Here is a 26,764-nt window from a genome sequence, read left to right as displayed (position 1 = left end):
TTTACTCATTAATAAAACTATATATATTTTTACTAATATCTATTCTATTAGCATAATCATAAAACAAACCAGCTCCAACAGCCACAGATAAAAGAGGATTATCCGCAACGTAAACTGGAACTCCAGTCTCTTTTGATAAAAGCCTATTAAGGCCTTTAAGAAGAGCTCCACCTCCTGTTAATATAATGCCACGCTCAACAATATCTGTTGCAAGCTCTGGAGGAGTTGCTCCAAGAGTTCGCTTAACCTCATCAACAACAATACTAATAGGTTCTTGCAGAGACTCTCGTACTTCCATAGAATCAATAATCTGCTTTCTAGGAAGACCTGTAACAGCATCTGTTCCCTTAATATCTATTGTCTCTACCTTCAAATTATGAGTATCTGGATAAACATTACCGATCTTAATTTTCAATTTTTCTGCTGTTTGCTGTCCAATAATAATATTATGAGCATTTCTCATATATTTAATGATGCTCTCATCAAACTCATCTCCACCCGTTCTAATAGCTCTACTTACTACCATACCACCAAGAGAAATAACTGATATTTCAGTAGTTCCTCCTCCAATATCACATACCATATGACCTGTTGGTTCAAAAATGGGAATATCAGAGCCAATAGCAGCTGCAAGGGATTCTTCAATAACCTTAACTTCACGAGCACCAGCATTCATTGCGCTCTCTTTTACAGCTCTCCTCTCAACTTCTGTAATACAAGTTGGTACCCCTATTACCATTCTAGGTTTAAAAAATAATTTCTTTTTAGAAAAAATCTGACTTATAAAATATTTAATCATTTTTTCTGTATTTTCAATGTCAGCAATAACACCATCACGAAGAGGTCTTACTGCCTTAATGTTTTCCGGTGTTTTCCAAAGCATCTTCTTTGCATTTCGCCCAACAGCTACCACCCTATTACTCTTACTAACATCAATAGCAACTACTGAAGGCTCACTCATCACCACACCATAATCTTTGATGTAAACTAAAGTGTTGCATGTGCCAAGATCAATACCAATATCTATCAAAAAAGATTTAAAAATATTCAATTCAAACTCCCCCTAAAAATCCTCTAAACTAATTTTAAGCCTCTCCCTTGCTTCTTCTAAATAAGGATTAATACTTAATGCTTCTCTCCAATATTTCCTAGCCTTAGGATAATCTTTATCTCTTTTCCTATATATGTCTCCTATTTTAACATAAACATTAGGATTTAAACTATTAATTTTAAGGACTTTATCATAGCAATTAAAAGCATCCTCATAAGCATCCCTCTCAAAATAAATATCTCCGTACAATAAATATACCTTTTGCATTAAATTATCATCACTTTTCTCATCTCTTAATGATTCATTATCTTCATCTAAAGGTATAAAAAATTTATTTATATATTCAACGCTCTTATCAATGTTTCCCGTCTTATAATTAACATATGCCAAACTCCAAAGAACAAGATCAGATTTATTCTCTTTATAAGCTTTTTCAAAAAACTTTAAGCTAGAATTATAGTCTTTTAAAAGCTGATAAGAATATCCTAAATACTCATAAATATCATCTTTTACACTCATAAAGTCAAAACTACTTGAATATAAAGCTTTATTTAAATATTTAACAGAAAGATCGCTATAATACTCGCCCTTATGAGAATAAGCTTTGCCCAAAATATAATAAAGCGAACTCATAGGAACATCATCATTAATCGACATTAAAAACCGCAATCTTTCTATTGCATTATCTAAAAATTGATTTTTTAAATAACTATCATTCAACATTAAGGAATAATAAAAATATGAAAATCCAAGAAGCAAATTTAGATTAAAGTCAAACTTGTTTTCTTTAAGACCATTCTCAGCATAATCTATTATTTCTTTATATTCTTTATTATCCCAAAGCACAAGTAAATTTACTTCAGTAGGTCCTGCCTTTAAATAAGAATTGGAAAAGGTCTTAAAATAAGACAAAAAATAAAAAATAAAAAATAAAAGTGATAAACTTATAATCAAATAAAAAGTACATTTTAAATAATTGATTCCCATAAAAACTCTCTACAAAAAATTTAAGTTGATATCCATAAGCCGAGTTCTGTATTATGTCATCATCTATCTTGTTTTTTCATCACTGAAAAAATCATGCAATCCACCCGCAAGCATACCCTCAAGAGCTAAGGAAGCTTGCTTATTTGATTTTGCTCCTAATGAGGTTTATCTTGACCTTATTTATCACTAAATAAGCGGTGAGCTCTTACCTCACCTTTTCACCCTTACCCTAAGGCGGTAATTTTCTGTGACACTCTCTTAAGTTTTAAACTCCTAGGCATTACCTAGCATTATACTCTTATTGGAGCTCGGACTTTCCTCTTAAAATACTTCAATGCAGCATATTAAGCGATGACTGGATATCAACTTAAATATAAAAACCCCTTATTCTATCAGATCTGCCAAACCACCAGGAACCATTTCTAAACCAACTTCAAATCTATCTTGATAATAGAGTATTCTACTACAATAAGGACAAAATTTAATATCATCCGGTTCACGCCTTACCTTATTTGCAAACTCAACAGGAAGTATCATATGACAACCCTTGCAAACATTTTCAATCAAAGGTACAACCCCATTAGATTTATTTCTAATAATTCTTTGAAATTTAAACAAAAAATCCTCGTCCATTCGAGAAGCATATTTTTCCTCTTCACTTCGTATAGAATCAAGCTTTTTTACAATTTCTAAAAGCTCATTTTCAAGAGCACTACTCTCAGTAGCATAAATATCCTGCTCAATCTCAAGCTTACTCTTAATATCTGCTATTTCCCTATCTACTTTTGTCTTAAGTCCAGTAATATGCGTCATTTTCTTTCTAATAGCAACCTCATCATCGATAATAGTCTGCAATTCCTTCTCAAGAGCCTCATATTCCCTTTGAGTTTTAATACTATCAATTTTCTCTTCTGCCTTACTCTTCCTCACATTAATGTCTTGAATATCTAATTTTAAAGATGAATCTTCTTTTTGATACTCTTTAAACTTGAACTGTAATTCAGCAAGAGTCTCAATAAGTCCATCAATTTGAGCCTTCTTTGTTTGCAAATATTTAGGAATATTTTTTTGCCTTTCCTCAAGCTCAAATTTAGCTTTATATATACATTCAAGATTCTTCAATATATCGATATTACTTTCCATGAAGCCTCCTATTCAATTTAAATCTTCTAAATAATCTTTAAGTTTTTGAGTTTTCTTAGGATTTTTAAGTCGCCTTAAAGCCTTAGATTCAATCTGTCTAATTCTCTCTCTTGTAACATTAAAATGCAGTCCAACCTCTTCAAGGGTTAAAGAATATCCATCTTCAAGACCAAATCTCATCTTAACAACTTCTTGTTCTCTTTCTGGAAGAGTGCCAAGAACTGATCTTATTTGATCTTGTAAAACCACAAAAGATGTATGCTTTGCTGGATTTTTTATAGCTTTATCCTCAATAAAATCACTAAGAACAGAATCTTCCTCTTCTCCAATTGGTGTTTCAAGTGAAACGGGCTCTCTTGAAACATTTTTTACAGTTTTTACCTTTTTAAGATCCCACCCAAGTCTAGCTGATAACTCCTCATCTGTTGGGTCTTTACCTAACACTTGAATCAAATATCTTGTCTCTCTATTTAGTCTATTTATCTGCTCAATCATATGCACAGGCACACGAATGGTACGTGCTTGATCTGAGATTGATCTTGTTATTGCTTGACGAATCCACCAAGTAGCATAAGTAGAAAACTTAAAGCCTCGCTTATATTCAAATTTTTCAACTGCCTTAATTAGACCAATATTACCTTCTTGAACAAGATCAAAAAAATGCAATCCTCTATTAGCATACTTTTTGGCAATACTTACCACAAGTCTTAAATTAGCCTTAATTAACTGATCTTTTGCATGCTGCATCATCTGCTTGCCCTTAAGGATTTCTTCCGACATGCTTATTATCTTATCCATTGGATATTCATAATACATCTCAATTCTCTCAAGCTCCTTTTGAGCAAGTTGAGCTTCTGTAATTTGCTCTTTAATTAGATCTTCTCGAATATTTAAAGATTGCTCTATCCTCTCCCGTCTCTCAGGAATAGCTAAATCTCTCCCAAGAATTCTAAGATTTCGTACTTTATCTATCTTTAATCTATCCAATATGGACTTTTGTTGTCTCTTTAAATCCTTTATTTTGCTAGCAGAATCAATATAATCATCTGAAAAAATGCGCAACTCCTCTTGATATAGAGGAACAGACTTAAGCATTTCTTTTATATGAAGTCTCTCATTATTAATACTCTCTTCAAAAATATCTTCTCCAAGCTCATATAATCTATGCTTCTTTTCAATATATTTTACCAAACGATCCTGAAACGATTTTAATGAAGCTTTATAAAAGGAAGTGATCCTTTTTTTTTTGTTATAATAATCAAAATTATTATCTTTTTCTCTTTCCTTTTCTTTTTTAAAAAACTCTTCTTTATCTACTCTTGAATAAATGGCATTAACTAAATTATAATAATTCTCTATAACGAGTCCTTCATTTTTAAGAATATTCTCAATTATGCTCTCACCAGAATCCATCTGCTTTGCAAGCTCAACCTCTTGATTTCCAGTTAATAGGAATTCTTTCCCTATTTCCTTCAAGTAAAGTCTTATCGGATCTTCAGAATTACTATCTTTTAATAAACCACTCTTAATATACCCTGAACTAAAATCTTCCTTGTCTAAAGTCTCATCCTCAAATTCATCTAATTTATCATCAAGCTCATCATCACTCTGAACAGAATCATCTAATATCATACACTGACTATCAAGTTTACTTGCTTCATCAAATTCATCAATGCTACATATAGCTGACTCCATCTTTTCATTAATTAAACTTATCCCCTCATTCTCAAGAACTCCATACATATAATCAATATTTTCAGGTTCCAACATATCCCCTGATAAAAAGGTGGATAAGTCCTCAAAAGTAATTACCTTTTTGTCTCCCAAATAACTTAAGATAGCCTTTATTGCTTTTGAATTCTTCTTCTTAAAAGCCTGCAAGTCTTTATTCTCTACACTATTCATTCAAATATATCCTCAGGTTTTCTCTTTGCATATTTAAAAACATCAATTCTCTTATTTGGGCCTTAGCATCTATTGAAAAATTATCTCTGCTCATTTCTTTAAATACTAAAATTCGATTCTCCACTTTTCTTTTCTTAATTGCAAACAAAATTTGCTTAACCATCTCATCATCCACTTCAAACTCTACTCGTAGCATATTTTCAAAAAAAACTTCACTAACACTATGTTTATTTTTTAATAATTCTCTTAAATTAAGCAATGAAAAACCTTTATTATTCTCAAATAGCTTCTCAAAGCACACAAAAATTCTTTTCACATCAACATCATACAAGTCACTATCACTAATATTACGCCTTATTATAGTAAAATAATTAAAGTCTTTCAATAAGGCAACTAATAAATATCTCTCATAGGTATTTATCTCATAAGAAGATGTATTCTTCTTATAACTCGCAATTGCACTCCTCTCTCTCATGCTATAGTAATCTTTTCTTAAGGTTTCTAACTTAATGCCCACTCTACTCTCAAGCTTTTCTAAGAGAAGATCTCGCTGCGTATTAGTACTTGACAAACTTATCAAAGTTATAAACAAATTAATCATGCCATTTAAATCTGTTGTTTTATTTAAATCATATTTAGCTGAATATTTTTCCAAAAGATATTCAAAAGCCTCACAATTATCATTAATCATATTCTTTAAGACAGAAGCACCTTTGTTTTTTAAAACATCTGCAGGATCAGCCCCGTATTTCATCCTAATCACACTCACATCAACATTAAACGGTAAACAAATCTGATAAGCCTTAAAGGTAGCTGCAAGCCCAGCAGCATCATCATCAAAGCACAGCATTATTTTATCTGCATGTCTCCTAATTAAAGCAAGATGCTCCCTTGAAAAAGATGTACCAAGTGTAGAAACAGCAAACTTTACACCAGCTGTAAAAAAGGAAAGAACATCTATATACCCTTCTGTTAAGATCACAGATTTACTTTCCCTAATTACAGAAAAGCCTTCATAAAACCCATAAAGCAATTCCCTCTTTTTAAAGACCTCTGTTTCACTTGAATTAATATATTTAGGTCCATTATTTTTACCTAAATCTCTACCTCCAAATCCTACTACATTTCCTTTAAAATCTCTGATTGGAAAAATCAATCTTCCAGATAAAATTGAAAATCTTCGATTTTGTTTTGCAAACAAACCACTCTTACTCAAAAGCTCATCGGAATATCCTTTTAAAACTAAAAAATCATAAAAACCTAACTTACCTGGAACATCGCATCGCAAATAACCAATATTAAATAAATTAATAACCTCTTTGGATATCCCCCGCTCTTTCAAAATATAATTCAAAACCCCTTGATTGTCTTGATTATTATTTAAAAAAAATAAAAAAGTCTTAACCAATCTAGCGTTCAAATCATATATTTTTGAAATTAATGCCTTATCCTGAGTTTTATTCTTAAATCCCGTGGTTTTCTTAATCTCGTCATATGCAATACCTATCCTACTGCACAAAGACTTAACAGCATCATTATAATCAAGCTTTTCAATATCCATCAAAAATTTAATGACATCTCCTCCCCTTCTACATCCAAAACAATAAAAAAGTCCCTGAGAAGGGGTTATAGAAAAAGAAGGTGTCTTCTCAGCATGAAAAGGACAAAGCCCCTTATAAGACGCTCCTGCTTTAACCAATCTAACACGCTCGCCTATTAAACCTACAATATCTACTCTTTGTTTAATTAAATCTATAACCTTAGCATATTCCATACTTCTTTAATCCTTAGTAATAAAATTACGAATATAACTATTTGCAGCTAAGAGATGGTCATTATAAGCTGAAGAAAATTTATGAATACCAATCTTAGGATCTTTTATAACAAAAAACAAATAATTTGTGTTATTTGGAAAAAAGGCCGCCTTTAAAGATACAATCCCAGCGTTAGAAATTGGACCTGGAGGATAACCTTTATTAATATAAGTATTATATGCAGAATTAATCTCTAAATCTGAAAAATAAATTCTTGAAGGATGTGGCTTCCTTAGTTCTTCAGTAATAATATACTCAATTGTAGCGCAAGATTGTAATGCCATATTAGACTTTATCCTATTATAAAAAACAGATGCCATTATTGGTGCCTCGCTCTTAACTCGATATTCACGTTCAACAATAGAAGCAATGATCACTTTATTATAAAGTTCTTCACTAGAATAAGATTTATGATCTATGCCAATAAAACCAAGTTTGCTAAAAAAATTACCAACAAAAATTCGAATTATTTCCTTCATATCCATACCCTTATAAAATTTATAAGTATCTGGGAATAAAAATCCTTCAAGAGAATCATAACTAAGTCCAAGTTCACCAATAAATTTGACGTCATTTATCAAATCAACAAAACTCTGCACATCACTAATAATTCCTGATTCATTAAGCTTTAAAGCTATTCTTCGGCCAGTATACCCTTCGGGTATGGTAATATTAATAGGAAGTATAGGTCTACCCTTCAAAAATTCTCTATACACATCAAAAGTTGAACAATTACCATTGATTAAATATTTGCCTTCCCTAAAACTTTTATCACTACCAAAAAGATAAGAAATAGCTATCAATAACTTGTGGGATCTAATGAGTCCTTTCTTATTAAGTTCCAAAGCAATTTTTTTAACCCCCCATCCCTTTTGAACTTCAAACTCATATACCAAGTCAGACTTTAAAGGAGAAGAATTTAAAAAATACAAAAAAAATACTAAAACAGAGAAAACAATAAATAACACAAAAAGGAAAATAAAAATTTTTTTTATTGCCATAAGAACTTAAAATCTCTTTTAAAAAAAGAAAACCACACTTCCATGCCTTTAATCAAATAAGACACAAAAAGCATATTAGCCCTGAAAACACAACTTACAAATATTAATTAAAATTTCATTACAATAGATGCCAAAATATTTAAAAAGCATAACAAGCTCAACAATCAGATTATATCTTAAATGATCAAACAAAAAATCAAACCTCACAAGATATCTAGCTAAATTACAGTTTCAAGTTGGGGAGGGTGGGATTCGAACCCACGTAGGCAACGCCAACAGATTTACAGTCTGCCCCGGTTAACCACTTCGGTACCGCCCCTAAAAGCCGACTGTCGGACTCGAACCGACGACCTGCGGTTTACAAGACCGCTGCTCTAGCCAGCTGAGCTAAGTCGGCATAATAAAGCTAATGGTTAGTTTATAAAAATAAAATATATTAGTCAATAGCAAGATCAAAATAAATCATATTTCAAGAGAAAGAAAAATTTTTATAAAAAAAGCACAAAAACAAATAATAAAACTAAAAACCAAAATGGTATAACGTTTAATCCTCTTTCCTCCAAACAGATAAAAAAATATTAATCTAGTAACCTCAAGCCCAAAGGCAACAGCACTTAATACAATCGTAAATTCAAGTGAAAATTTTTGAAAAGAATGCATAAAAACATTATAAGCACCAGCTAAAAACATAAATAAACTAAGTACAGAATTAAGAAATAAAATTATTACTAAAACTCTAATAAGAATTGAAAATAACCTTAAATCACTTGCATCAGAGTTCTTCATCATAACCTATAAATTTTCAAGTATAAAAAGAGCTTGTTTAATTATAAATAATATATTATCAATAACATAACTTAAGCTGATCTTCACATTATCATCTGTGGACAATTTATGGGAAAGATTAAGAGCGCTTTGTATAAAAGCATTATTATTTTCTAAAAGAGCAATATATTTCCCCCTAAGATCAATGAAATAACTCATAAAATTAAAAACTAGCCTTTTAACAGTCTCAATCTCTCTCAAGTACCATTCCAAAATCTTATCCTTATAAGAATCATCAATATTATAATCTTCATTATATTTCTCATACTCCTCATTTTTATAATTAAGTTCAAAATACAAATCATAAACTTCTTTTCTTAAAACACTAATATCTCTCTCAAGCTTAATATACAAACTTCTCAAGTCAGTATTATTTACAAGGACTACATTGTTCACGGTCCTTAATATTTCCATCATTTTTACATCATAAACGTATTTAAAGAATTCATTGAGAAAATAAAGCTTTTTAAGATTTGAATATTCAAGTCCCATTCCTTTAAAAATTATATTATCTAAATTCATAATAACGCTATAATTTTTAATTAAGTCTTTAAGTTCTTTATTCAAAAGCACTGTTAAAGACTTAGAATAGTTTTTAACAAGCTGCCCACTAACATTTAAAAATAAAACATTTTCATAAAAACTTTTTACATCAAAACAAGGAACATACTTCTTAGGCTTTAAAACTGGATTTTCATAATAAATTTTAAAAACATCTAAATAAGGCAAAGTTTTTGAAAAGCTGATGATTTTTATCATAATACCCAAAATGCTTTTAAACATAGAATCAATTCCTAAAAGATTCTCTTCGCTTAAAATACCATTCTCGTCTGATTTTATTATTAAAAAATAATTTTTAACAATAATTTTTAAAACTTCTTCATTTATTTCAATATCTCTTAATGTATGCAAAAGCTCAAAAAAACACCTAAAATACTTATCAACACTCTCAAAACTGATGCTAACTGTCCCATCAAGATCGGCAACATCGAAATTATCCACATCATCTAAAAGCTCAACATTAAAGAAAGACAAAAAAGACTTGTAAGGAAAAAATGCAATACCATTTAAAACATAGAAAAATTCAAACATATCCTCTACGACTGTATAAGTTTGTGAAGGAATGGAATTAATATAATTACTAATTTTTATTCTAATAATTGCTTCTAACTCATTTTGACTTTTATCTTTTCTTAAGAATTGTTCATGCTCTTCAAGTGCTAAAAAATCTTCTAGTCTGCACTGGGAATTAGGAATCTTACTTTGAATAACTTCAAACATTGCTTGTTCAACAATATTACCTGTCTCTAACATCTTAAAATACCCTTTAAGCTCTATTAAATAACAATAAAGTTCAAAAAACATTTCTACAAAACCCACACGTAAATACCCTTTTTTAAAATTTATGACAGGATTTTTGTACATACTATTAATATGACCTTCTAAGTTTTTTAGAAGATGCATCTTATAAATATCCTCCTTAGTCTTATCTTTTTGAAAAAAACTTAAGATATATACCCATATCTTTATCCAAAGTGACTCTTCCATGAATTTTTTAGATAGAAAATCATCAATCTGCACGGTAGAATCTGAATTTAAGTAATTAGAATTATTTTCAGACAACACTGAAGAATTCAGACTCAGATTCTTTTTAATTTCCCTTATCAATTTAGCCCTTGAATCTTTTGAAAGTTCACCAATAGAATCATATATATTAACATTACTCTTGTTCATAAAACCCCATTTATAAATGTTTAAATACAAATCAAACAAATATTATTTTATGATATTTTAAGAATAAACTAAAACTATATTTTAACCTTAAAAAAAATAGTATTTCAACTATAATATATTTCTATATGAATATAGGCACTAATACTAAAGATATAATGAAAATTAGTAAAATCTTTAATAATAATAACTATGAATTTTTCCTAGTAGGAGGCGCTTTAAGAGACTTACTTCTTAAAAAAATACCTGATGATTTTGACTTCACAACAAATGCAACTCCGAAAGAAATAATGCGACTATTTCCAAATAATATACAAACAGGTATGAAGCATGGCACAATAAGCATAATTTTTAACAAAAAAATTTTTGAAGTTACAACTTACAGAATAGACATAGACTACGAAAATAAAAGATCTCCTAAAGAAGTAAAATTTACAAAAAGCTTAAATGAAGATCTTCAAAGAAGAGATTTTACAATAAACTCAATCGCAATGAATATACTTAACTGTGAAATAATAGACTACTATAATGGCAAACAAGACCTTAATAAAAAAATAATAAAATGTATAGGTGAACCAAACAAAAGATTTGAAGAAGATGCTCTTAGAATACTAAGAGCCGCAAGATTCGCATCCACGCTTGACTTTACAATTGATCAAAATACATTAATCTCCATGAAATATAAAAAAGCAAATATCCTGCTTCTATCAAAAGAAAGAATAAATAATGAATTTATTAAACTTCTAGAAGGAAAAAACCCAAGAAAGGGAATTCATTATCTGCAAAAAATAAATTTCTTCAGATATTTTTTCAATACAGAAATAAACAAAAAATTAAAAAATAAAATTACCCTCTTAAACAGAAACAAATTTTATTTAAAAGCAATAGTTATCTTTACAAGCAAAAAAGATATAAGATGTTTAAGAGAAAAGTTAGAATTACTTAGATTTTCAAATAAAGATATCAAATTAATATTATTCTATAAAACCATTATTAATGAAATTAACACTCTAAGAATTAAAAAATTACATGATGTTAGAATTTTACTAAGCAAAGCCACCAGAGAAAACTACAAGGAAATACTTGACATATATAAAGCCCTTAAAGGAAGGGATAATAAGCTTAAGTTTATAATGAATAAAATAAAAAGCAAAAAGTTACTAAACGATCCCTTATCTTTAAAAGAACTGAAAATCAATGGCAACGACATCAAAGACCTTAAGTTAACAGACAACAAAAACATTGGAGAAATCCTCAACTATCTATTAAGAGAAGTACTAACTAATCCCAAATTAAACAAAAAAGAGATCTTAATTAAAAAAATTAAAGATCAATATTTGCAATAGTCTTAAGTGCCATTTCAGCTGCTATCATTTCAGCCTCTTTTTTAGATTTTCCTTTGCCATTAGATATAAATTTATCATTAACATAAAGTTCAACACAAAAAATTTTATTATGATCAGGACCTAACTCTTTAGCCAACCTATAATTTGGCGAAATCTTATATTTCTTTTGAACATATTCCTGCAGAAGGCTTTTATAATCTTTAAAGTCACCACGATTAAACATCAACCTTATGTGAACTTCAAAAAGCTCTACCACGAAAGCTGAGGCTTTTAAAAACCCACCATCAAGATAAAGTGCACCAACAAAAGCCTCAATAGCATCTGCAATAATACCCTTTTTATTGCGGCCATCATTATTCTCCTCGCCCCTACCAAGCAAAATATAGTTACCAAGGTTAAGTTCCCGGGCAATACTAGAGAGAGACTCTTCACTAACAATATAAGATCTGGCCTTGCTAAGTTCACCTTCGCTCTTTTCAGGATAAAATTTATACAAATAATCTGTAATAATAAGATTAAGAACAGAGTCTCCTAAAAACTCTAATCTCTCATTATTAGCATATTTTTGATCAAATTCATTTGCATATGATGAATGACTTAAAGACATATTTAACAAATCAATATCATTAAAATCAATATGTAAACCCATTAAGAACTCATCTAACTTTCTTCTCCGATCCACATCCAACTTCACTATAGCAGAACCCATTATATCTAACCCTTTTTTTTCTCAATAAAAGCAACAACATCACCTATAGTCTCAAATTCACTAGCCTCATTTTCTGGGATCTTATCATCAAATGCTTCCTCAAGTAAATATAAAAGTTCATAAATATCAAGACTGTCTGCACCAAGATCCTCAACAAACCTAGACTCCATAGTAATTTCATCTTCCTTTTTATCAAGCTGCTCGGATATGATAGACCTAACTTTTTTAAAAATCTCACTTTGATCCATAAACAAACATTCCTCGTTCAAACTACAATCCTAATTCTAAATATTGAATATTCTTATAATAGCCACACTTTAAACATACTCTGTGCCTTATTACAAGGTAACCACAATTTGAACACTCTTGAAGTTGAGGTATTTTTTTCCTCATATTTATACTGCGCCTCGTCCTACTTCTAGACTTTGAAGGCTTAAATTTTGGAACAGCCATCTTTTTGCCTCCTTAAACATAAACAAACATATCTTAATAATATATATATTATTAAGATAATTTGTCAATAAATTTAGATTTCAACTTTTTTTGCACTAACTCTGGAATAAAACTTGAGAGATCAAAATTTTTATTCTTTATCAATTCTTTAACAAGATCTGACCTTACAAACAGATATCTATCACTACTTGGTAAAAATATTGTGTCTACTAAAGGACTAAGCTTGTTATTAACAACATACCTTTCAAATTCAAATTCAAAATCATGAAAAGCTCTAACTCCTCTAACAATAAAACCAATATCATTCTTTAAAGCATAATCCAAAATAATCCCATCATACCTATCCACAAAAATTTTTGACCATCCTAAAGACGCAATAACCTCAAAAGTAAGCTCATATCTCTCAACATCACTAAGCAAATAATTCTTAGCACTATTATTAGCAACAAGAACAATAACCTTATCAAAAATTAATGATGCTCTCTTCACTAAATCAATATGTCCCCAAGTAACAGGATCGAATGAACCAGGAAATAATGCTACTCTCATAATTAATAAAACTTAAACCCTTTATTCATATCTTGAAGAATTTTTTTTCGCCAAATAGGACGACTCTCTAAATTTTCAAAATCAATCTCTTTAACTATTTTAAAAGCCAAGTTATTTCCTCTAACAGACTTATCAACAACAAAAAATTTACCAACACCTCTATATACCAAACTCTCATTATTAACAAGTTCATTCTCAGCCTTCAACTTATCAATAGCACAATCAAAATGTATAGGCTTGTCTTCACCATTAAACTTCATAGACATACAAGAAAGAATATCTTTGATCTGCTTCTCACAAATAGAACATACTTCTTGAAACCTTATACGCAATCCGCGGTCTTTACTAATACCTTTTTGTCTATTACCCTTATAATTCTTTTGGTTATTAAAGCTAGTACCCACAGATTTATTAGTAGCAGCGGTATTCAAAGCTGCAACATTTTGTTTTTTAGGCTCAGATTTTGCTTTTCTCATTTTCGAATAAGGAATTCTGTTCCTTCTTCGAAAATCATTGCCATGGGCTTTACTTTGATCAGACTTCAATGCTATCTCCTCCAATTATATCAAGCAAATAAGGGTTCTTCTCCCTTAAAAATTAAACACAAAGTCAAAAAAACACTCCAAACGACTCAAAATTAGACATAATATATCCTAATGCTATATTTACCATATTTGCCACTTTCGTTCTATCAATTAAATATTATAAATTTTTAAATGAATAAATACTCAGGAATTTTGCCGCTATAAAATGCAAAACCTTATTTCTTTGCACAATAATATCATCTCCCTGATTAACTATAATAATTTCTATCTATTATCTTATAACCATTTTAAAGCAAAAACCTCACTTGTTTTTCAATCTGCCCACTATTCATAGTTTATTACTCTTCAATTTATATACAACAGATAAAATCTGTGCAACTACTTTAAAATATTTAAAATCAATAAAATCACCCTCATTAATCAAAAATAAGCTCTCAGACAAATATTTATCTTCCACAATAGGAATACCCTCTTGCTTAGCAAGTTCTTTAATGCGCAAAGCCTTCTCTCCTCTGGCCTTAGCTAAAATAAAAGGCGCTGGAAATTTAGTATCATATTTAATCAATAAAGCTAATTTTTCTCCACTCATATTTTATAATTAATACCCTTAACCACTATTACTTCACAATCAAAATCTTCAAACTCTTGAATTGAATCTAATATTTCTATATCAGTCACATTATAGCAAAAAAGAGAACTCTTAAGCTCTCTAATGATCTTACTTAAACTAAAATCTGCATATATTCTTAATTTAAAATTAGAACCGGAATTATTAATCTCACAAATTATTTTTTCTTGTTCATTCAAAAAATAAACAAAACTCCACTTATAAACCATCTCTAAATCTTTATAAGAAAATAAAAATAATAAACCATTTCCTTCCATAAATCTAAAGGGAATTGCAATAATAAAATTATTATTGCTTTCAATAAAAACTGGAAGCTTATTATACTGTTCTCTTTCCCTTACTTTACTACCAAAATAATCATAAATTTGCATAAAATCCTGTTCTCTTATGCCTTGTTCATGCAAAGCTAAAAGAAACTTTAAAATAAATTCATCTTTTATATTATCAAAAACATTCTTAAATAACTTCCAAGTATTTTGCTCCAAGGGTTCACCTCTTAGTTTAAGTATAACCTTATTATTACTTTCAAATAAATCTAAATCCCTAAATAAAGATGCATAATTAACATGAATCAAAAAATTACCTGAAGTACTAATCATCTTGGCAAAATACGTAAATCCAACTTTTAAAGGCAAACTACTCTTTACTTCAAAACAGTTGCCTAAAAAGGATACAAGCCACTTATTAAGACCAAGGGACTTAACAATTTCCAATCTCCCATTCAAAGGAACATTTTTATTTAAAGTAACTTTGGATACTTGAGTGTTATTTAAGCTTCTTAATATCAAGACGCTCTTTCACCTTCATAGCAGCTTTACCAATTCTATTTCTCATATAATAAAGTTTAGCCCGTCTTACCTTTCCTCGCTTTAAAACCTGAACTTTTTCTATAATAGGTGAATGCATTGGAAAAATTTTCTCAACCCCAACCCCTGAAGAGATTTTTCTAACTAAAAAAGTTTGTCCAATACCTTTATTTTGAATAGATATAACAAGACCCTCAAAATTTTGAACTCTCTCATTAGTGCCTTCAATTATCCTATAACTAACACGTATAGTATCTCCTGCCCTAAAATCAAAACTTTCTGTTCTCTTTCCTTTAGCCTCAATTTTTCTTACTAAATCCATCATTTTCTCCTATCATTTCCAAATATTTAAGGTACAAATCATATCTATTTTTCTTTGTTTTTTCAACAGACTTAATAAACCGCCATTTTTTTATTTCCTCGTGATGACCTGAAAGAAGCACATCAGGAACTTCCAACCCCTTAAATTCATAAGGCCTAGTATAATGAGGGTACTCAAGTAGGCCACAATCGAAACTGAAAGATTCCTCAAGCAAGGAACTTGGATTTATTGCCCCATCTAACAATCTATATACACTATCTATTATAACAAGAGCAGCCACTTCACCTGAAGACAATACATAATCTCCAACTGAAACTTCAAGATCAACATATAAATCAATCACGCGTTGATCAAGCCCTTCATATCTTCCACAAATTATAACAAGTTCACTCTTCTTTGACAAGTCATAAGCCAATTTTTGAGTATATTTCAATCCAGATGGACTTACAAAGATTGTGGTTTTTGATTTTGCATTTACATACTCAAGAGCAGCAGAGATAGGCGGGGCTTTCAAAACCATACCTGCACCTCCGCCATAAGGAATATCATCACATCTTTTATGTTTATCATCAGAAAAGTCACGAATAGATATGACCTCATAACTTATGATACCTCTATCTACAACTTTTTTCATTATTGAATTTTCAAAAAATGGGGTAATGATTGAAGGAAATAAAGAGAGAATCGTAATTTTCATTTTAAGAGATCTAATACCTTAAGCTCAATAGTTTTCAATTCCCTATTAATATCTCCAAGATAAACATTTAAAAAGGGAACAAAAAACAATTTACTTCCAACTTTAACCTCAAGAAGAATCGACTTTACACACTCATAAAAAGATACAACAACTCCTAATTCCTGTCCATTATTAATAAGCTTATAACCAATAAGCTCGCCAAAGTAATACTCATCTTCTTCCAATTTAGATGCAAATTCATCATTTACCCATAACTCAAAACCAATTAAATCCTTAATAGGCTCGGGGGCATCAAATTCTTCAAATTTCAATAATAATGACTTATTCATTAAAGATACGTCTTCAACTTTAACTTCAATTGACGAACAACATTCCTTTTTTAAAACTAACTTACTACCCTTTAAATCAAGGAAATCATTAAAATTATTGGATATGCTCTTAACTTTAGCATATCCATTAATTCCATAAGATGACAATATTATGCCTTTTACAAACATAAATTAGTCCAAAATTTCTAGCTGAACTCTCCTATTTGTTTTAGCAGCACAAGCACTAAGAAGTGTCCTAATAGCCCTTGCAATGCGCCCTCTTCTTCCAATTATCTTTCCAACATCATTTGCAGAAACTCTTAATTCTAAAATAGTTGATTTCTCACCTTCAACTACATTCAACTTGACCTCATCTCTTTTATCTACAAGAGATTTTACCACAAATTCTATAAGTTCAATTTCATTACCGTACTCTTTCATTAACTCCTCCTAACTCTCAACTTTAAAATTATTTTTATTTAAAATCCTCTTAACAGTATCACTTGGAATAGCTCCTTTGCCTATCCAATCTCTAAATTTATCCTCATTTATTTTGACTTGATTTTGCATCTCAACAGGATGATAATACCCAAGCTCTTCAATGGCTCGTCCATCTCTAGGCGAAGCAGAATCCATTACTACAATTCGATAATAAGGCCTCTTTTTTGCCCCCATCCTTTTTAATCTTATTCTAACACTCAATTTACCATTCCTCCTTTACCTCCCAAAAGAGATGTTATCTTATTTTGAAAGCTCTTATTTTTCATTTTTTTCATCATCAAAATCGTCTGGCTAAATTTTTTCATAAGCTTATTTACCTCAAAAACTGTTGTCCCACTTCCCAAAGCTATTCTTTTCTTCCTTGAAGGACTATTTAAAATGACAGGATTTACCCTCTCTTTTTTAGTCATAGAAAGGATGATTGCCTCTTCCCTTTTAAGTTCTCTCTCATTGATACCACGACCTAACATTTCTGGTGAAACGCCTGGAAGCATTCCCATCAAACTAGAAATCCCACCCATATTACGCATATACTTAAATTGATTTAAATAATCTTCAAAACTAAAATTAGCTTTTCTAATTTTCTCTTCAAGTCTTAAGGCTTCTTCTTTATCTATAACACTTTGGGCTTTCTCAACAAGACTAACAACATCTCCCATGCCAAGAATTCGTGAAGCAACTCTATCTGGATAAAAAATATCAAGATCCTCAGGCCTCTCTCCAACTCCAACAAATTTAATGGGAGCTCCACAAATAGTCTTAAGCGAAAGTATTGCACCGCCCCTAGCATCAGAATCAAATTTTGTAAAAATTACACCCGTAATCCCAACACTCTCATTAAATTCTTTAGCAATATTTACAGCCACCTGACCTGTCATTGCATCTGCAACTAATATTGTTTCCGTAGGGGTCACAATATCCTTAATCTTTTTTATCTCTTTTAGCAATAAATCTTCAACCTCAAGACGCCCTCTAGTATCTACTATTACAGTATCAAAAAGCTCCACTTTGGCATATTCAATGGACTTTTTTACAACCTTAATAGGATCATTCTCACTCTCAATAGCAAAAACAGAAATACCAATTTGCTCACCCAAAACTCTTAGCTGATCAACTGCTGCTGCTCTAAAAGTATCTGCAGCGACAAGAAGAACTTTTCGATTCTCTGATTTAAGCCGCATCGCAAGTTTTGCACATGTTGTAGTCTTACCAGAACCCTGAAGACCAAGCATCAGAATACATGACAATTTGTTAACGGGGTTTAAAATGAGCTCGGAATGCTTATCACCCAGAAAATTTACAAGTTTATCATTAACAATCTTAACAAACTGAGACTTGGGATCAACATCTCTTAAAACCTTAATTCCCTTTGCCTCTTCGGCAACAGAATTTACAAAACGTCTTACAACTCTTAAATTAACATCAGCTTCAATTAAGGCATCCTTAATAGTGTCAATAGCATCTTCAATATTTTTTTCATTTATCACAGATTTCCCAGATACATACTTAACAAAATCTCTAAAACCTGCACCTAACTTCTCAAACACTAAAAATCACCTTCATTTGTCAAAATCCTACAAAATATACAATACAAAAAAAGGAAATATTAATCAATATCTCCCCCTGTCAAATAGAATTTATTGAATATAACACTAGAAGCAGGTCCAACGACAGATACTTCAGTGTCTAGAGAACTAAGCTTCAATATTATACTCTCTTTATTCAACCTCTTTATTTCTTCTTTTAATAAGTCAAAAAAACTCTTAAGTTTAAAACTTTGCCCATAAAGCACTAAATAATTAAAATCAAGCACCCTTTGAATATTGATAATAACTATTGCCAAGTATTTTACTGTATCTTCCATTATTTTATGTATAAATTCATATTTATCATGAAGAGCAAAAATATCATATATCGTAACTTTTTTAAGCCTACCCTCATATTTGTCATAAAGCTCAGGAATCTCTCCATTCATAAACTCTTTTGAAATTAAACGCTGAAGTGCAAAATTAGATATTAACATATTAACACACCCCTTATTTCCACATGTAGGACAATTCTTCTCTCCTCCATAATCAATCACCATATGACTAACCATACCAGATTTATTATTAAATCCAGAATAAACATTACCATCAGACCATATAGAAAGCTCAGCGGTATCTGTATAATCGAAAAACATAATGTTATCTACATTCTTACCCATAAATTCAGCAAGAGAAAGATTTTTAACATAACTCTCAAGATATACGGTAAGTGAAAAATATTCTTCTAATATAGCCTTAACAGGTACATCCTTCTCAATCCATGCACCATGACTATCATTAACAATGCCAGATTCCTTATCCTTAATGATACCAGTAATACTAAATCCCAATCCGATAAATTTATCCCTTGAAAAATTATGTTTCCAGATAATCTCAATCATGTGATCTTTAATTTTTTCCAAGATCTCATAAGCGCTAACCGGTGGTTCAAAAGAATAAATCTCACTTATTAAAACCTCACATTTAAGGTTTGCAATTCCTATTTGAAAATAATTACTTGAAATAATTACCCCCATTGAATATGCAAAATCTTTATTGATATCAAGAAGTATTTCTTTTCGCCCATGCTTTTTGATGCCTGATTCCTTCGAACCAACTTCAACTAAAATATTCTCCTTGATCATATGATTAGTAAGAATAGTCACAGCCGCATTCGTCAATGCTAATTTACGAGCCAGATCTGTCCTTGAATACTGCATATTCTTCAAACTAAGGAGTATTTTTTTTCTATTACCACCTCTAATTGAAACCATGTTCTCACCCTGCATAACACAACCTCCTTTATTTTTAAAATAAAAAAATATTAATAATAAGACATAATATCAAAAAATCATCCTAATATTCTAGTAGCACTTACAAGACAAAAAGAATCTTTTTTAATAACAAAAAATATCTTATATTTATTAATTTTTGAAATAATCCAACAAAGTATTAAAATACAAACTTTAAAGCTAACTAACTAAAGGACAAAACCGCTAAAACTTAAAAAAACAGCAAAAAATAAAATATAAAACATGTATCATATAGCTTCAAGACATAAATTTATGCACAAATTACTCTAACAACATTTTTAAAATAATCACTCACATTTTTCTTTAAAATATGAAAATTCCATAGTAAAAACTCCTCTGCCCTTAGTAGCACTTCTTAAAATAGAAGTATATCCGAAAAGTTTTTCAAAAGCTGCTTCGGCTTTTATTATCTCATAATCCTCAATGTTACTAATAGAATGAATCATACCACCAACAAAATTTAATGTAGAGACAACCTCCCCAGTATATTCAATAGGAGTTCTAATTTCTAATATCATTATTGGTTCAAGCTTAATAGGATTTGCCCTTTTAAAAAATTCATTAAAAGCAAGACCTGCTATTGACTCAATGACAGACTCATTGACCTTAGATTTATCATAATCTAATGAAGTAATCTTAACCCCCACATCAATAATCGGATACCCAATAATGCCACTTGAAAAGGAAGAAGTAATACCCCTTAATATTGCAGCTTTAAACAAAGGTTCAACATTACACTCAAACTCAATTTTATTTCCCTCGCCTCTCATCAAAGGACTAACAATCATCCCAATTTTTAAATTAAGTTCCTTACCTGCAAACATATTAACAAATTCAAACACATCATTAACTGTAACACTTAAACTCTCTCTATAGCTTACTTGGGGTTTACCTGTATAAACATTAAGTTTAAAATCATCTCTAATCCTCATAACAATAATCTCAAGATGTAGTTCACCCATTCCAGACACCAATAATTGCCCCGTTTCCTTACTTTCCTTATAACTAAACGTAGGGTCTTCTTTAGTAATAATTTCAAGGACTTCTTTAAGCCTACCATCATCAGATGCTCTCTCTGGCTCAATAGATATTAAGACAACTGGCTCTGGGAATACCAAGGGCTCAAGCATAATCTCATTTCCCTCTTCAACAAGAGTATCTCCCGTTATAGAATATTTAAGCCCAATAACTGCCCCAATATCTCCTGCTTTAACTTCATCGATTTGCTCATTTTTATTTGAAAAAACCCGAAAAATCCTTGTAAATTTCTCACGTTTATTCTTAGCAATATTAAGAACCCTTTTAGACGAACTTAGCTCTCCTGAATATACCCTAATAAAATAAAGATGTGCAGCAATTGCACTAAAATATTGAACCTTAAACACAAGTGCGGATAACCTTTTCTCATCTTTAGGCTCAATTGACACACTTCTATCCGTTTTTAAAGAATACGCATTAATTTTTTTTTCAAAAGGACTTGGAAGGTAATCCACAATCGCATCAATTAAAGGCTCTATACCAATATTTTTAAGACTAGTTCCCATCAAAACAGGAATAATAAAACCACTAATAGTACATCTTCTAATCTCTTCAATTATAAGGGAATCATCAATAACAGAATTTTCAAGAAAAAGCTCAGTAATCCTTTCACTAAAATTACTAAGAGAATCTATTAAATTTTCCTTAAAAATTTTAACATTCTCAACAAACTCCTCACGAACCACATCCTCAAGCACAATAGGCTTGCCATCTCTAAGTTCAAAATGCAATTCTTTATTGCGAATAATATCTATAACTCCTTCAAAGTTATTTTCACTGCCAATTGGAATTTGTAAAACTATTGGAACTATACCAAATTTATTCCTTATATCCTCAACTACTTTAAAAAAATTAGCTCCTACGCGATCCATTTTGTTAACGTAAGCAAGCCTTGGAATACCATACTTTGATGCTTGTCTCCAAACAGTTTCGGTTTGTGCCTGAATTCCATCAACAGCACTAAAGACAACAATACCACCATCAAGAACACGAAGAGACCTTTCAACTTCAGCTGTAAAATCAACATGCCCAGGAGTATCAATAATATTTATTTGATGATCCTTCCAATAACAAGTAATAGCAGCAGAGCTAATTGTAATACCTCTATCTTGTTCTTGCGTCATCCAATCAGTAACAGTATTACCAGAATCAACATCGCCTATTTTATGAGTCTTACCAGTATAATATATAATTCTTTCTGTAGTAGTAGTCTTACCAGCATCAATATGTGCCATAATCCCAATATTTCTAATTTCCATAAATCCCTCAAACACTATGAAAGCTATAGATTCTGCTATAGCTTTTTTCAATTAGATCATAATTATACTTAATTAATGCATACAAAAAAATATTAAAATTATTTTTATATCATATCATAAGATCAACTAACGTAACCTTTCTCACAATGCTCCATCTTATGCAATAATGCACACCCGCAACCACCTAACAAAGAACTGTACATCCATAAATACTTTTCAAAAGAAACAATAATATCATCTAAAACATTAGCTGTCCCATAATCAGATGTACCATCAATAAAACATCTTGTATCAGATATATTTTTAAGAATATCTTTAAGATTAGAAACAATACTACTAATTGAAGGCATAAGACTTGAAGTTTCATCTAAACTAATCTCATTAATAAATGATTTCTTAATAAATTCAGAACATCTAAACTCAGAATCATATCCAAGCGCTCTAGACCTCTCAGCTATAATATCGATCACCTCTGCAACATAATCATAAAGTTTCTCAGTTTTTTTATGAATCACAAAAAAATTAATATCCTTTATGTTCCAATGGATACCTCTCAAATTAGCATAAAAAACATGAAGTCCTGCTAACAATTCTTGAAGTTTTAAATTTATTTTATCTAAATCATCCTTCTTTAAATAACTTAAATGATTTGACATATTACGCTCCTATTTAAAAAATAACTAGATATATGTTATAATAACATTATTTTAGTATAAGTAGGCTCACTATGCAAAAAAAATTTATTTGCATTATTTTAATTTTTACAAGTCAATTTACACTCTTAGGTATAAATGAAGACCTAAAATTTCTTTACTCATCAATCCATAAATTAAGAGGTGATTTAAATTTAAAACATCTAGAAATAGATAAAACTCTTGAGATAGTGGCAAAAGAATATGCAATCAATCTTAATAAAAACAAAGTATTAACTCATACACTCTTTGGCACAACTCCTATGCAAAGAGTTAAAAAATATGATAAATATTTTTGCAGGATAAGAGAAATTTTAGCATCAGGACTAGATGTCCAAGATGTAACGGGTGCCTGGCTTAATAGTCAGAAACACAAAGAAGCCCTTTTAAACAAAGACACAAGCAAAATGGGAGGGTACGTACTACGAACACAAGACAAAAAAAATATATTCGTAGTCCTTTTCGGAGAAAAATTTTAAATAAATTGACATAAATCAAATTTATTTTATATAATGTTTTTCAGTATTAAAAGGGTTCATAGCTCAGTTGGTCAGAGCGCCTGCCTTACAAGCAGGATGTCGGGGGTTCGAATCCCTCTGAACCCAAAATCCTTAAAAATTTTGAAGAAAAACTCTTTACATCAAGACTAATTCTACTAACAGAAAAATCATTTAAAATTGTTAAAAGCGTGCTTTTTGCTCTCTTTACTGTTGGAAAATCTAGCTAAGGTGTAAATTAAAGGTTCCATGGTAATTTTATTAATTTTCTTTAAGTTACTATAAGACACTACATAAAATGCAATTCCTTAGCCTCACAAAAACATTTCTCTCTAATATGTCTTTAATATAGTTTAACACTTAAATATTTTAAGTTTAAAAATCAAATCAATATTATTCTTATCTAAATCCTTATTCAATTCCTCTAAACACAAGCTAGCTTCATTCTTATTTTGAAAAAGTAAAATAAAAGCCCCACCCCTACCAGCACCACTCAATTTACCAGCAAGAGCCTTAAATTTTCTACCTCTCTCTATTACATAATCAAGTACACCTGAAGATAAACCCAAAGAATTTAAACAATTATTTGCAACATTCATATTATTCGCCAATAAAGCAATATCTCGTTTCTCAAAAGCAACATAAGAATCCCTAGCAATCCAACCAAGTTTTTTAATAATTTCAAATTGATCATTATCAAGAGAAATCCTATAGCTCAAATCAGATATTATTTCATTTGTTGCACATTCCCTTCTAACTGCTCCAATTAAAAAGTAAAAATTACAAAATGATATTCTTAGATAACTTAAAGCACCATTTCGACTCTCTAAATAAAAAGTTCCATCTAACTCAACAAGCAAAACGTCCATACCAGAAGACCTGCCATGAAAAATATTTTCAATTTCCCTTGCCAGCAAAATTTTATCGTAAGTACTATATTCATCATGACTTACAATATATTCAGCAAAACATAAACTAAGACTGGCAGAAGAACCAAATCCCAGTCCAACTGGAATTTGAGAAAAAATTAAAAATTCAATGGGCCTAACTTTATTAAACCTTTTATTAATAAAATGTATTACCTCATCTATTTTTAAAAAAGGTACTCCCAAGTACCTCCAAGAAGCAGAAAAGGTATAAACTAAGTGCATATAAAGAGGTATCGTAGCACCAATTACTGGAAAACCATAAACGGCACTATGTTCGCCTAAGAATAATATTTTAGAAGGTTTTTTTATTATAAACATCTACTGAAATTTAACACCATCTAAATCTAGATTTATTGGTTCAATATTAAATTGTTTAAAAACTTCAAAATTCGGCTTATAAACTAAAAAAGTTTCATTTCCAGCACCCAAAGCCTTAATAAAGGTGCATTCCTTTTCAAGATAAGAAAGACTTAAGGGCAAATCAGCAGAAATGCCTATCCTCCTTCCAATTTCTAATCCTATATCTTTTGCCAACTTCAAACTAGGCAGCAAACAACCAGAAAAATTACTAGCATTAAGAATAATTTCTTCCATTACAATATTAAAGTCTTCCATAAAACTCATTAAATAAGACCTATGTTCATTATATTTAATAATCGAACTAGTAGTCTTAACTGGATTTAAACCTTGCATTAAATAAAAATTATCAAAACATATTTTATCTAAAAGTTCATACGTAGGAGAATCTCCTCCTCTAAACCTAACAACGCCGCCAAAAAGACTCGTAGCAATATCATATCCACTACCCATACCTCCCTGAGCATGTCTGTAAGCTTCTAGACAATACATAAAAATTTTATCTTTAACAAAATAATTAATATCATTTAAAATCAAAAAAATTCCACATACAATCCCAACAGCAACAACAGCACTCGAACCAAATCCTTTTTTGACGCCACTATTTAAAAAAAAATTACTTGTATCAATATAAACATCAAAGGGAAAATCTTCTAAATTAGCAAAATATTTCTGTTTTAAATATCTAAACATCCTAAAAACAAAATCATCATTATTTTCTATTAAAGTAAAATTATCAATTTTGGTTTTTTTAGCAAAAAAACGCCAAGTATCACTTTGTTTAAAAGAAAAATAAGCTCTTTCTTTGATTGCAATTGCAAGTCCAAGACCATTTTCTTCCAAAATAAAATATTCACCCATTAAAAGTAAATTACCAGGCACTGAAAAATTAATTATATCCATTCCAAACCACTTCCAATCCTTGAAACAATAAAATCAACATCTCTAAAATTGCTAGTAAGTTCAGTTAAAACTAATTCCAAATCTTTCTTTAGGCACAACACCTTAACCTGTGGCCCAGCATCCATCGTTTCAAAAACAGAAATACCTCTACTTCTAAGAGCAGCAATATACTTTATTAACTCTATAGTATTACTTTTAAAATAAATAATGGAAGATGATAACATTAAAGCAAACATACACTGATAACTTTTTACAATCTTAAGACCAAATTCGTTAAAATCTCCTTTTAACAAAAAAAATAAAGCTTCTTTAAATATATTTCGACTAGACTTAATCCAAGCATCCCAATAAAATTTCTCCTGCTTGCAAATCTCCATGGCAGCCCTTGAAGACATATCTTTTTTTCTGCTATCAACTATAGCAAATATTATGCACAAATCATTAAAATAATTAAAATTATTTAACTGAAATGCACTCCTGGCCCCTTCCTTTAAAAAGGTAAATCCACCATAAATAGCTCTTGCCGCTGAAGCTGAGCCTATTCTTGCAAGCTGTGAAGCTTTTTGATGGGAATATTGATTAAAATATCTTAAAATACAAGCAGCAATAGATGCAAACCCAGAGCTTGAACTTGCAAGTCCTGCGGCTGTTGGAAAATTATTTTCACTAATTACCCTAAATCCAACATTTGGCTCATTTAAAATTTTCCTTGCATAATTAAAAAAATTTATTTCCCTCTCTTGTAATACAATAGCCCTTGAATTTAAAATTATTTCATCCTTACATGATAATTCAAGTTCGCTTATTGAATAAAATTTATCAACACTTACGGCAATGCTTGAAGTAGCTGGAATATTCAAAAATTTATCTCTCTTGCCCCAATACTTAATTAACGCCAAACTAGGATTTGCCTTACATCTAATCTTCAC

29 protein-coding genes, 3 tRNA genes and 1 other RNA gene are annotated in these 26,764 nt (G+C 30.3%); 3 read left to right on the top strand and 30 right to left on the bottom strand.

Going from position 1 to position 26,764, the window contains the following annotated elements:
• Position 1: 1 nt before the first annotated feature.
• The 11 genes from bhDAH_RS03640 to bhDAH_RS03590 form a co-directional block, all read right to left on the bottom strand.
• Positions 2–1,051, bottom strand: coding sequence for a rod shape-determining protein (locus tag bhDAH_RS03640; RefSeq protein WP_012422463.1), 1,050 nt, complete (start codon positions 1,049–1,051; stop codon positions 2–4).
• Between the two features lie 12 nt (positions 1,052–1,063).
• Positions 1,064–2,038 (bottom strand): tetratricopeptide repeat protein, encoded by a 975-nt coding sequence (locus bhDAH_RS03635; RefSeq protein WP_012422462.1) that lies wholly within the window; start codon positions 2,036–2,038, stop codon positions 1,064–1,066.
• A 20-nt stretch (positions 2,039–2,058) separates the two neighbouring features.
• Positions 2,059–2,405: RNase P RNA component class A (gene rnpB, locus bhDAH_RS03630), an RNA gene on the bottom strand.
• A gap of 17 nt (positions 2,406–2,422) precedes the next feature.
• Entirely contained in the window at positions 2,423–3,181 is a 759-nt protein-coding gene (locus tag bhDAH_RS03625) for a zinc ribbon domain-containing protein (RefSeq protein ID WP_012422461.1), read from the bottom strand.
• Between the two features lie 12 nt (positions 3,182–3,193).
• Positions 3,194–5,086, bottom strand: a complete 1,893-nt coding sequence (gene rpoD / locus bhDAH_RS03620) for an RNA polymerase sigma factor RpoD (protein ID WP_012422460.1) — start codon at positions 5,084–5,086, stop codon at positions 3,194–3,196.
• Entirely contained in the window at positions 5,079–6,860 is a 1,782-nt protein-coding gene (dnaG, locus tag bhDAH_RS03615; RefSeq protein WP_012422459.1) for a DNA primase, read from the bottom strand. Before dnaG ends, rpoD begins: the two co-directional genes overlap by 8 nt.
• Positions 6,861–6,866: 6 nt before the next feature.
• Positions 6,867–7,901: an endolytic transglycosylase MltG gene (mltG, locus tag bhDAH_RS03610; RefSeq protein ID WP_012422458.1), complete on the bottom strand. Its 1,035-nt coding sequence runs from the start codon at positions 7,899–7,901 to the stop codon at positions 6,867–6,869.
• A gap of 237 nt (positions 7,902–8,138) precedes the next feature.
• Positions 8,139–8,220 (bottom strand) — tRNA-Tyr (locus bhDAH_RS03605).
• A gap of 4 nt (positions 8,221–8,224) precedes the next feature.
• Positions 8,225–8,298, bottom strand: a tRNA-Thr gene (locus bhDAH_RS03600).
• A 65-nt stretch (positions 8,299–8,363) separates the two neighbouring features.
• Positions 8,364–8,687: a hypothetical protein gene (locus tag bhDAH_RS03595; RefSeq protein ID WP_043924490.1), complete on the bottom strand. Its 324-nt coding sequence runs from the start codon at positions 8,685–8,687 to the stop codon at positions 8,364–8,366.
• A gap of 6 nt (positions 8,688–8,693) precedes the next feature.
• Positions 8,694–10,460, bottom strand: a complete 1,767-nt coding sequence (locus tag bhDAH_RS03590; protein WP_043924489.1) for a hypothetical protein — start codon at positions 10,458–10,460, stop codon at positions 8,694–8,696.
• Between the two features lie 125 nt (positions 10,461–10,585).
• On the opposite strand from bhDAH_RS03590, the gene bhDAH_RS03585 reads away from it, so the two are divergent.
• Positions 10,586–11,803, top strand: coding sequence for a CCA tRNA nucleotidyltransferase (locus tag bhDAH_RS03585; protein WP_012422455.1), 1,218 nt, complete (start codon positions 10,586–10,588; stop codon positions 11,801–11,803).
• Here the strand turns inward: bhDAH_RS03585 and rnc are convergent.
• The 16 genes from rnc to bhDAH_RS03505 all read right to left on the bottom strand — a co-directional run bounded on the left by rnc (position 11,781) and on the right by bhDAH_RS03505 (position 23,113).
• On the bottom strand, positions 11,781–12,512 hold the full coding sequence (gene rnc / locus bhDAH_RS03580; RefSeq protein ID WP_012422454.1) for a ribonuclease III: 732 nt from the start codon (positions 12,510–12,512) through the stop codon (positions 11,781–11,783). The two genes, bhDAH_RS03585 and rnc, sit on opposite strands and share 23 nt — an antisense overlap.
• 5 nt (positions 12,513–12,517) lie before the next feature.
• Entirely contained in the window at positions 12,518–12,760 is a 243-nt protein-coding gene (gene acpP / locus bhDAH_RS03575; RefSeq protein WP_025400008.1) for an acyl carrier protein, read from the bottom strand.
• A 22-nt stretch (positions 12,761–12,782) separates the two neighbouring features.
• The gene (rpmF, locus tag bhDAH_RS03570) at positions 12,783–12,965 is read right to left on the bottom strand and encodes a 50S ribosomal protein L32 (protein WP_012422452.1); all 183 of its coding nucleotides are present in this window, start codon (positions 12,963–12,965) and stop codon (positions 12,783–12,785) included.
• A gap of 51 nt (positions 12,966–13,016) precedes the next feature.
• Entirely contained in the window at positions 13,017–13,514 is a 498-nt protein-coding gene (gene coaD, locus bhDAH_RS03565; protein ID WP_012422451.1) for a pantetheine-phosphate adenylyltransferase, read from the bottom strand.
• A gap of 2 nt (positions 13,515–13,516) precedes the next feature.
• Positions 13,517–14,059, bottom strand: a complete 543-nt coding sequence (locus bhDAH_RS03560) for a hypothetical protein (RefSeq protein WP_043924487.1) — start codon at positions 14,057–14,059, stop codon at positions 13,517–13,519.
• Positions 14,060–14,387: 328 nt separating this feature from the next.
• Positions 14,388–14,648, bottom strand: coding sequence for an EscU/YscU/HrcU family type III secretion system export apparatus switch protein (locus bhDAH_RS03555; protein ID WP_012422449.1), 261 nt, complete (start codon positions 14,646–14,648; stop codon positions 14,388–14,390).
• Positions 14,645–15,475 (bottom strand): hypothetical protein, encoded by an 831-nt coding sequence (locus tag bhDAH_RS03550; RefSeq protein WP_012422448.1) that lies wholly within the window; start codon positions 15,473–15,475, stop codon positions 14,645–14,647. Before bhDAH_RS03550 ends, bhDAH_RS03555 begins: the two co-directional genes overlap by 4 nt.
• Positions 15,453–15,815 (bottom strand): 50S ribosomal protein L19, encoded by a 363-nt coding sequence (gene rplS, locus bhDAH_RS03545; RefSeq protein WP_043924486.1) that lies wholly within the window; start codon positions 15,813–15,815, stop codon positions 15,453–15,455. The genes bhDAH_RS03550 and rplS overlap by 23 nt, the downstream gene beginning before the upstream one ends.
• Positions 15,793–16,512 (bottom strand): tRNA (guanosine(37)-N1)-methyltransferase TrmD, encoded by a 720-nt coding sequence (gene trmD / locus bhDAH_RS03540; RefSeq protein ID WP_012422446.1) that lies wholly within the window; start codon positions 16,510–16,512, stop codon positions 15,793–15,795. Before trmD ends, rplS begins: the two co-directional genes overlap by 23 nt.
• Positions 16,509–17,009, bottom strand: a complete 501-nt coding sequence (rimM, locus tag bhDAH_RS03535) for a ribosome maturation factor RimM (protein ID WP_012422445.1) — start codon at positions 17,007–17,009, stop codon at positions 16,509–16,511. The genes trmD and rimM overlap by 4 nt, the downstream gene beginning before the upstream one ends.
• A gap of 3 nt (positions 17,010–17,012) precedes the next feature.
• Positions 17,013–17,261 (bottom strand): KH domain-containing protein, encoded by a 249-nt coding sequence (locus tag bhDAH_RS03530; protein ID WP_011772630.1) that lies wholly within the window; start codon positions 17,259–17,261, stop codon positions 17,013–17,015.
• A gap of 9 nt (positions 17,262–17,270) precedes the next feature.
• Positions 17,271–17,522 (bottom strand): 30S ribosomal protein S16, encoded by a 252-nt coding sequence (gene rpsP, locus bhDAH_RS03525; protein WP_012422444.1) that lies wholly within the window; start codon positions 17,520–17,522, stop codon positions 17,271–17,273.
• A complete protein-coding gene (gene ffh / locus bhDAH_RS03520; RefSeq protein WP_012422443.1) occupies positions 17,519–18,868 on the bottom strand; it encodes a signal recognition particle protein in 1,350 nt (449 codons plus the stop codon). The genes rpsP and ffh overlap by 4 nt, the downstream gene beginning before the upstream one ends.
• 59 nt (positions 18,869–18,927) lie before the next feature.
• Complete coding sequence (gene badR / locus bhDAH_RS03515; RefSeq protein WP_012422442.1) at positions 18,928–20,136, bottom strand: host adaptation transcriptional regulator BadR; 1,209 nt, start codon at positions 20,134–20,136, stop codon at positions 18,928–18,930.
• A gap of 311 nt (positions 20,137–20,447) precedes the next feature.
• A complete protein-coding gene (gene fusA / locus bhDAH_RS03510) occupies positions 20,448–22,457 on the bottom strand; it encodes an elongation factor G (protein ID WP_043924485.1) in 2,010 nt (669 codons plus the stop codon).
• A 122-nt stretch (positions 22,458–22,579) separates the two neighbouring features.
• Positions 22,580–23,113, bottom strand: coding sequence for a Dps family protein (locus tag bhDAH_RS03505; RefSeq protein ID WP_012422440.1), 534 nt, complete (start codon positions 23,111–23,113; stop codon positions 22,580–22,582).
• A 71-nt stretch (positions 23,114–23,184) separates the two neighbouring features.
• Between bhDAH_RS03505 and bhDAH_RS03500 the strand changes: the two genes are divergently transcribed.
• Together bhDAH_RS03500 and bhDAH_RS03495 are read left to right on the top strand one after the other, a co-directional pair.
• Positions 23,185–23,628: a CAP domain-containing protein gene (locus tag bhDAH_RS03500; protein ID WP_012422439.1), complete on the top strand. Its 444-nt coding sequence runs from the start codon at positions 23,185–23,187 to the stop codon at positions 23,626–23,628.
• 52 nt (positions 23,629–23,680) lie between these two features.
• A tRNA-Val gene (locus tag bhDAH_RS03495) sits at positions 23,681–23,754 on the top strand.
• Positions 23,755–23,999: 245 nt separating this feature from the next.
• Here the strand turns inward: bhDAH_RS03495 and mvk are convergent.
• The 3 genes from mvk to mvaD are packed head-to-tail and all read right to left on the bottom strand — an operon-like array spanning position 24,000 to position 26,764.
• Positions 24,000–24,893 (bottom strand): mevalonate kinase, encoded by an 894-nt coding sequence (gene mvk, locus bhDAH_RS03490; RefSeq protein ID WP_012422438.1) that lies wholly within the window; start codon positions 24,891–24,893, stop codon positions 24,000–24,002.
• Positions 24,894–25,835: a GHMP family kinase ATP-binding protein gene (locus bhDAH_RS03485; protein WP_012422437.1), complete on the bottom strand. Its 942-nt coding sequence runs from the start codon at positions 25,833–25,835 to the stop codon at positions 24,894–24,896.
• A complete protein-coding gene (gene mvaD, locus bhDAH_RS03480) occupies positions 25,826–26,764 on the bottom strand; it encodes a diphosphomevalonate decarboxylase (RefSeq protein ID WP_012422436.1) in 939 nt (312 codons plus the stop codon). The genes bhDAH_RS03485 and mvaD overlap by 10 nt, the downstream gene beginning before the upstream one ends.

This window comes from Borrelia hermsii DAH, from assembly GCF_023035675.1.
GTDB lineage: Bacteria > Spirochaetota > Spirochaetia > Borreliales > Borreliaceae > Borrelia > Borrelia hermsii.
Note: the sequence above shows the minus strand (reverse complement) of the source record. Positions and strands in the feature narration are given on the sequence as shown.

Bases quoted from the DNA above. Each gene is read 5' to 3' on its own strand.
- bhDAH_RS03635 (WP_012422462.1), bottom strand. From the start codon at position 2,038: ATGGGAATCAATTATTTAAAATGTACTTTTTATTTGATTATAAGTTTA.
- bhDAH_RS03625 (WP_012422461.1), bottom strand. From the start codon at position 3,181: ATGGAAAGTAATATCGATATATTGAAGAATCTTGAATGTATATATAAA.
- rpoD (WP_012422460.1), bottom strand. From the start codon at position 5,086: ATGAATAGTGTAGAGAATAAAGACTTGCAGGCTTTTAAGAAGAAGAAT.
- dnaG (WP_012422459.1), bottom strand. From the start codon at position 6,860: ATGGAATATGCTAAGGTTATAGATTTAATTAAACAAAGAGTAGATATT.
- mltG (WP_012422458.1), bottom strand. From the start codon at position 7,901: ATGGCAATAAAAAAAATTTTTATTTTCCTTTTTGTGTTATTTATTGTT.
- bhDAH_RS03595 (WP_043924490.1), bottom strand. From the start codon at position 8,687: ATGAAGAACTCTGATGCAAGTGATTTAAGGTTATTTTCAATTCTTATT.
- bhDAH_RS03590 (WP_043924489.1), bottom strand. From the start codon at position 10,460: ATGAACAAGAGTAATGTTAATATATATGATTCTATTGGTGAACTTTCA.
- bhDAH_RS03585 (WP_012422455.1), top strand. From the start codon at position 10,586: ATGAATATAGGCACTAATACTAAAGATATAATGAAAATTAGTAAAATC.
- rnc (WP_012422454.1), bottom strand. From the start codon at position 12,512: ATGGGTTCTGCTATAGTGAAGTTGGATGTGGATCGGAGAAGAAAGTTA.
- acpP (WP_025400008.1), bottom strand. From the start codon at position 12,760: ATGGATCAAAGTGAGATTTTTAAAAAAGTTAGGTCTATCATATCCGAG.
- rpmF (WP_012422452.1), bottom strand. From the start codon at position 12,965: ATGGCTGTTCCAAAATTTAAGCCTTCAAAGTCTAGAAGTAGGACGAGG.
- coaD (WP_012422451.1), bottom strand. From the start codon at position 13,514: ATGAGAGTAGCATTATTTCCTGGTTCATTCGATCCTGTTACTTGGGGA.
- bhDAH_RS03555 (WP_012422449.1), bottom strand. From the start codon at position 14,648: ATGAGTGGAGAAAAATTAGCTTTATTGATTAAATATGATACTAAATTT.
- rplS (WP_043924486.1), bottom strand. From the start codon at position 15,815: ATGGATTTAGTAAGAAAAATTGAGGCTAAAGGAAAGAGAACAGAAAGT.
- trmD (WP_012422446.1), bottom strand. From the start codon at position 16,512: ATGAAAATTACGATTCTCTCTTTATTTCCTTCAATCATTACCCCATTT.
- rimM (WP_012422445.1), bottom strand. From the start codon at position 17,009: ATGTTTGTAAAAGGCATAATATTGTCATCTTATGGAATTAATGGATAT.
- bhDAH_RS03530 (WP_011772630.1), bottom strand. From the start codon at position 17,261: ATGAAAGAGTACGGTAATGAAATTGAACTTATAGAATTTGTGGTAAAA.
- badR (WP_012422442.1), bottom strand. From the start codon at position 20,136: ATGCAGGGTGAGAACATGGTTTCAATTAGAGGTGGTAATAGAAAAAAA.
- fusA (WP_043924485.1), bottom strand. From the start codon at position 22,457: ATGGAAATTAGAAATATTGGGATTATGGCACATATTGATGCTGGTAAG.
- bhDAH_RS03505 (WP_012422440.1), bottom strand. From the start codon at position 23,113: ATGTCAAATCATTTAAGTTATTTAAAGAAGGATGATTTAGATAAAATA.
- bhDAH_RS03500 (WP_012422439.1), top strand. From the start codon at position 23,185: ATGCAAAAAAAATTTATTTGCATTATTTTAATTTTTACAAGTCAATTT.
- mvk (WP_012422438.1), bottom strand. From the start codon at position 24,893: ATGTTTATAATAAAAAAACCTTCTAAAATATTATTCTTAGGCGAACAT.
- bhDAH_RS03485 (WP_012422437.1), bottom strand. From the start codon at position 25,835: ATGGATATAATTAATTTTTCAGTGCCTGGTAATTTACTTTTAATGGGT.